Raw genomic sequence first — 5,609 nt, 5'->3', positions numbered from 1 at the left:
GTGTTTAGCGTTGGGGGGGCCGGGGCGGCGGGGGGGGGGGGTGGGGTGGGCGTGGGGGGGGTGTCCCGCGGCGTCCCCCCCCCCCGTTGGGGGGGGGGGGGGCCGCCGCCCCCCCGCCCCCCCGCCTCCGGCGGCTACCGCCGCTACGCCTGGACCGGTGCCGATGCCGAGTGCCGGGCCTGGTTCAAGGAGCAGGCCGAGGCGCGCGGGCTCGTCCACGAGGTCGACCGGAACGGGAACCAGTGGGCCTGGCTCGGGGACCCGGCCGCCGGGGACGCCGTCGTCACCGGGTCGCACCTGGACTCGGTGCCGGACGGCGGCGCCTTCGACGGGCCTCTCGGTGTCGTCTCCTCCTTCGCCGCTCTGGACGAACTGCGCGGGAGGGGAGCGCGGTTCACCAAGCCCCTGGCCATCGTCAACTTCGGTGACGAGGAGGGCGCCCGGTTCGGGCTGGCCTGTGTCGGCTCCCGGCTCACCTCCGGACAGCTGACCGTCGAGCAGGCCCACCGGCTCACCGACGGGGAGGGGATCAGCCTCCCGCAGGCCATGGAGGCCGCCGGGTACGACCCCGACGCCGTCGGAGCCGACCCGGAGCGGCTCTCCCGCATCGGCGCCTTCGTCGAGCTGCACGTCGAGCAGGGCCGGGCGCTGGACCTGTCCGGCGACCGGGTGGGCATCGCCAGTGCCATCTGGCCGCACGGCCGCTGGCGCTTCGACTTCCGCGGCGAGGCCAACCACGCGGGCACCACCCGCCTGGTCGACCGCCGCGACCCGATGCTGTCGTACGCCGAGACCGTGCTCGCCGCCCGGCGCGAGGCCGAACTCGCCGGTGCCGTCGCCACCTTCGGCAAGATCTCCGTCGAGCCGAACGGCGTCAACGCCATCCCCTCCCTGGTGCGCGGCTGGCTCGACTCCCGCGCCGCGGACCAGGAGACCCTGGACACGGTCGTCGGCGGCATCGAGAAGGCAGCCCGGGAGTACGCGGACGCCCACGGCATCGACCTCGACGTCGTCCGGGAGTCCTTCACCCCGGTGGTCGAGTTCGACCATGCGCTGCGCGACGAGCTGGGCCGCATCCTGGGCAAGGACACCGGACTGACGGTGCCCGTCCTGGGAACCGGTGCGGGACACGACGCCGGAATCCTCTCGGGGAACATTCCGACCGCCATGCTGTTCGTGCGCAACCCCACCGGCATCTCGCACTCCCCGGCCGAGTTCGCGCCGGAGGACGACTGTGTGGCCGGGGTGCACGCACTCGCCGACGTACTGGAAGGACTGGCCTGCACGTGACGACGCAGACGACGCGGACGTACTGGCTGGAGCACGCCTGGCTCGGCACGAACACCGAGCCGGGCGTGGCGGTCGAGGTCGCGGACGGCCGGATCGCCGCCGTCCGCACCGACGTACCCACCCCGCCGCCCGGTGCCGAGATCCTGCGCGGGCTGACCGTGCCCGGCCTGGCCAACGCCCACTCGCACGCCTTCCACCGGGCGCTGCGGGGCACGGTCCAGGTCGGCTCCGGCACCTTCTGGACCTGGCGCGAGGTGATGTACTCCGTCGCCGGCCGGCTGACCCCTCAGACGTACCACGCCCTCGCCCGCGCCGTGTACGCCGAGATGGCCCTGGCCGGCATCACCTGCGTCGGCGAGTTCCACTACGTGCACCACGCCCTGGGCGGCACCCCCTACGCCGACCCCAACGCGATGGGCGAGGCGCTGATCGCGGCCGCCGCCGAGGCCGGTATCCGCATCACCCTCCTGGACACCGCCTACCTCTCCTCCGGATTCGGCGCGGAGCCCAACGAGCACCAGCTGCGCTTCTCCGACGGCACCGCCGAGGCCTGGGCCGAACGCTGTGCAGTTCTCAAGGATCAGGATCACGCGCGGATCGGGGCGGCGATCCACTCCGTACGGGCCGTGCCCGCCGACCAGTTGGCGACCGTGGCGCGCTGGGCCGAGGAGCGGCGGGCCCCGCTGCATGTGCACCTGTCCGAACAGACCGCGGAGAACGACGCCTGTCTGGCGGCCCACGGCTGTACCCCCACCCGGCTGCTCGCCGACCACGGCGTCCTCGGGCCGCGCACCACCGGCGTGCACAACACCCACCTCACCGACGAGGACATCGCCCTGCTCGGCGACTCGGGCACCGGCACCTGCATGTGCCCGACGACCGAGCGCGACCTGGCGGACGGCATCGGCCCGGCCGTCGCCCTCCAGCGGGCGGGCTCCCCCCTCTCCCTCGGCTCCGACAGCCACGCCGTCATCGACCTGCTCGAAGAGGCGCGTGCGATGGAGCTGGACGAGCGGCTGCGCACCCGCACCCGGGGCCACTGGACCGCCGCGGCACTGCTGCGGGCCGCCACCGCCGACGGCCACGCCGCTCTCGGCTGGCAGGAGGCCGGCAGCATCGAGGCCGGCGCCCTCGCCGACCTGACGACGATCGCGCTCGACTCGGTCAGGACGGCCGGGACGCTGCCCAGGCTGGGCGCCGAGACGGCCGTATTCGCGGCGAGCGCGGCGGACGTACGGCACACGGTCGTGGGCGGCCGTCACGTCGTACGCGACGGCGTGCATGCGCTTGTGCCCGATGTGCCGTCGGCACTCGCGGAAGCGATCGACGCCCTGCGCGGCTGACCACCGCCGAACCCGCCGAACCCCACCCGGCCACCTTTGAGGACACCATGAGCAGCAGCACCGTCATCACCAACATCGCCACGCTGGTCACCAACGACCCCTCCCTCGGTGACGGATCCCCCCTCGGTCTGGTCCAGGACGCGGCCGTCGTCATCGACGGCGACCGCATCGCGTGGACCGGTGAATCCAGCAAAGCACCCGCCACTGACAACCGGGTCGACGCCGGCGGCCGGGCGGTGCTGCCGGGCTTCGTGGACTCCCACTCCCACCTGGTCTTCGCAGGTGACCGCACGCAGGAGTTCAACGCCCGGATGTCCGGCCGCTCCTACACCGCGGGCGGCATCCGCACCACGGTCGCGGCCACTCGCGCCGCGACCGACGCGGACCTGGAGGCGAACCTCACCCACTACCTGGCCGAGGCGCTCCGCCAGGGCACCACCACCTTCGAGACGAAGTCGGGCTACGGCCTGACGGTCGAGGACGAGTCCCGCGCCCTGCGCATCGCGGCCCGCCACACCGACGAGGTCACCTACCTCGGCGCCCACATCGTCTCGCCCGACTACGCCGACGACCCGGCGGCCTATGTCGCCCTGGTCACCGGCGAGATGCTGGACGCCTGCGCGCCGCACGCCCGCTGGGTCGACGTCTTCTGCGAGAAGGGCGCCTTCGACGGCGACCAGGCCCGGGCGATCCTCACCGCCGGCAAGGCGAAGGGCCTGCACCCGCGCGTCCACGCCAACCAGCTCTCCTACGGCCCCGGTGTGCAGCTGGCCGTCGAGCTGGACGCGGCCAGCGCCGACCACTGCACCCACCTCACGGACGCGGACGTCGACGCCCTCGCGAACGGCAACACGGTCGCCACCCTCCTGCCCGGCGCCGAGTTCTCCACCCGGGCCGAGTGGCCCGACGCCCGCCGGCTGCTGGACGCGGGCGTGACGGTCGCCCTGTCCACGGACTGCAACCCCGGCTCGTCGTTCACCTCCTCCGTCCCCTTCTGCATCGCCCTCGCCGTCCGCGACATGCGCATGACCCCCGACGAGGCGGTCTGGTCGGCCACGGCAGGCGGCGCAGCGGCCCTGCGCCGCACCGACATCGGCCGTCTGGCCCCCGGCGCCCGTGCCGACCTGACCCTCCTGGACGCCCCGAGCCATGTGCATCTGGCCTACCGGCCGGGAGTGCCGCTGGTCAGCGGGGTCTGGCGCCGGGGCGAACGGGTGGTCTGAGCGGGCAGGGGCAGGCAGCGACCGGGCGGGCAGGGGCCGAGTTCAGGAGGCCCCGGCCCGCCACCGCTGTTCCGGCCCCCCGTCCAGCGGCTCCAGCGCCACCCCGTACCAGCCCTCCGGTGTCACTGCGGTCTCGATGGCGATCGCAGGGCGGATCGTGCCGTCGGGGTCGATGGTGAAGCGGAGGTTCTGGCCGTTGGAGCCGTAGACCGAGTCGCAGGTCCAGATGCCCACGCCCCGGTCGGTCGCGCCGCGGCTGTCGAGGCAGAAGTCGGAGTCGGCGGCCGAGCGGAGCACGCCCAGGTAGGTGTCGACGCGCCAGCGCTGGCTGGGGGAGGAGTCGCAGGGCGCCGTGACGACGTCGTTGCCCTGCGAGAGGTCGCCGTCGCGGATGTCGAGGCAGCGGCCCGTCGCGAGGTTCACCACCTCGGCGTAGGCAGTGCCCGGGGGAGTGAACGCGGGGGACGGGCTCGGCGTGCGGCTGGGGCGCGCGGACGGGGTCGGGGTCGGGGTCGGGGTCGGACGGTGCGAAGTCCTCGTCGGGGACGGGGACTTGCTCGTGCGTGACGGAGTCGGTGAGGGGGACGGGGACGGGGACACGGAGACCGTGGCCGTCACCGTCACCGGTGGGGGCGGGGGCGTTGCCGCCACCGGTTCCCGGTCGGATCCGTCTGCCGGGGACAGGAGGAACACCAGCAGCGGTGTCAGGGCGACGCCCAGGGCCGCCACGGCCAGCAGATAGGGGCGCCGGGGCGGCCAACCTCCCTGGTCCACGGGTGGTTTGGGCGCAGGGGCGGCCGGTTCCTCGGGGCATGTGTACGAGGTGCCGCTCCAGGGCAGCAGGCCCTCCGCCAGGGTCTGCCTCGGGGTGTCCCGCAGCGCGGTCAGGTCCTCGACGGCGGCCGTGCAGTGCCGACAGTGCGCCATGTGGGCGTCCAGGTCGGCGCTGTGCCGAGGGCTGTCCTGCCGGACCGCCTCCTCGATCAGCCGGCGGAAGTCGGCGCAGCGTGGGTCGTCGGAGGCGGCCAGACGGTGCCTCAGGCAGGCCTGGGCCAGGGCCTTGAGGGCCGGCGAGATGCCGTGGGCCACGTCCGCCCGGCTCAGGCCGAGGAAGGCGGCGATGCGCTCGACGGGCTCCTCTTCGAGGACGCCGTACCAGATCAGGCCCTGGGTGCGGGACGGGAGCGACTGGAACGCCGGGAGGAGGGGAGGCGTCGGCCCGTCGGGCAGGCCGCTGGAGTTCAGCACCAGCAGGAGGGCCGGGTCCACCCCGGCCGAGCGCTCGCCGGTCGCCCAGTCCGCCGCCAGTCGTACGGTCAGGAGCAGGAGCTGGTGGCGCAGCGGGACGCTCGGCTCCCGGCCGCGGGCCGTCTCGCGGGCCGCCGTGGTGATGGTCTCCGCGGCCAGCCGGCGTGCTGCCGACTCGCTCGTGGCGCACAGGCGGGCGTAGGCGAGGACCGCCGGTTGGTGCCGGCGGCGCAGCTCCTGGAGGGCCGGGAAGGCCGTCGGGGTGGAAGCGCGCAGCAGGTCCGTCAGTCGCGCGTCCGGCGCGTCCGCGTGTTCCGTGCCCACCTCGGCGTGGTCGCCGCCCTGAGCCATCCCGCATCCTCCGTCCCCGTAGTTTCCGGCGTACCAGCCGGTTTGGGGGCCCATCGTGGTGGAGGGGTGGGGTTCGGGAAAGAGGTTTCCCGGGGTAACCGCATAACGGTTCGGGTGCTCGAACACGGCGAGGCGGCCCGGCGTGGTCGCCGGG

Annotated in this window: 4 protein-coding genes; 3 read left to right on the top strand and 1 reads right to left on the bottom strand. The window is 74.1% G+C overall.

The genetic code is table 11. The annotated features are described in order from the left end of the window. The first annotated feature begins 60 nt into the window (after positions 1–60). Genes AB0H32_RS46465 through hutI form a run of 3 tightly spaced genes read left to right on the top strand, consistent with a single transcriptional unit; the run spans position 61 to position 3,856 of the window. Positions 61–1,290, top strand: a complete 1,230-nt coding sequence (locus AB0H32_RS46465; RefSeq protein ID WP_361135217.1) for an allantoate amidohydrolase — start codon at positions 61–63, stop codon at positions 1,288–1,290. After that, complete coding sequence (locus tag AB0H32_RS46460; RefSeq protein WP_361135211.1) at positions 1,287–2,633, top strand: formimidoylglutamate deiminase; 1,347 nt, start codon at positions 1,287–1,289, stop codon at positions 2,631–2,633. Before AB0H32_RS46465 ends, AB0H32_RS46460 begins: the two co-directional genes overlap by 4 nt. Before the next feature lie 47 nt (positions 2,634–2,680). Then, entirely contained in the window at positions 2,681–3,856 is a 1,176-nt protein-coding gene (hutI, locus tag AB0H32_RS46455) for an imidazolonepropionase (RefSeq protein ID WP_361135208.1), read from the top strand. A gap of 42 nt (positions 3,857–3,898) precedes the next feature. Here hutI and AB0H32_RS46450 read toward each other — a convergent pair whose 3' ends face one another. Next, complete coding sequence (locus AB0H32_RS46450) at positions 3,899–5,455, bottom strand: RICIN domain-containing protein (protein ID WP_361135214.1); 1,557 nt, start codon at positions 5,453–5,455, stop codon at positions 3,899–3,901. Positions 5,456–5,609: the final 154 nt, after the last annotated feature.

The sequence above is a fragment of the Streptomyces sp. NPDC020362 genome (genome assembly GCF_040642095.1).
GTDB lineage: Bacteria > Actinomycetota > Actinomycetes > Streptomycetales > Streptomycetaceae > Streptomyces.
The sequence above is the reverse complement of the archived record's forward strand: the minus strand, read 5'-3'. Positions and strand labels throughout refer to the sequence as shown.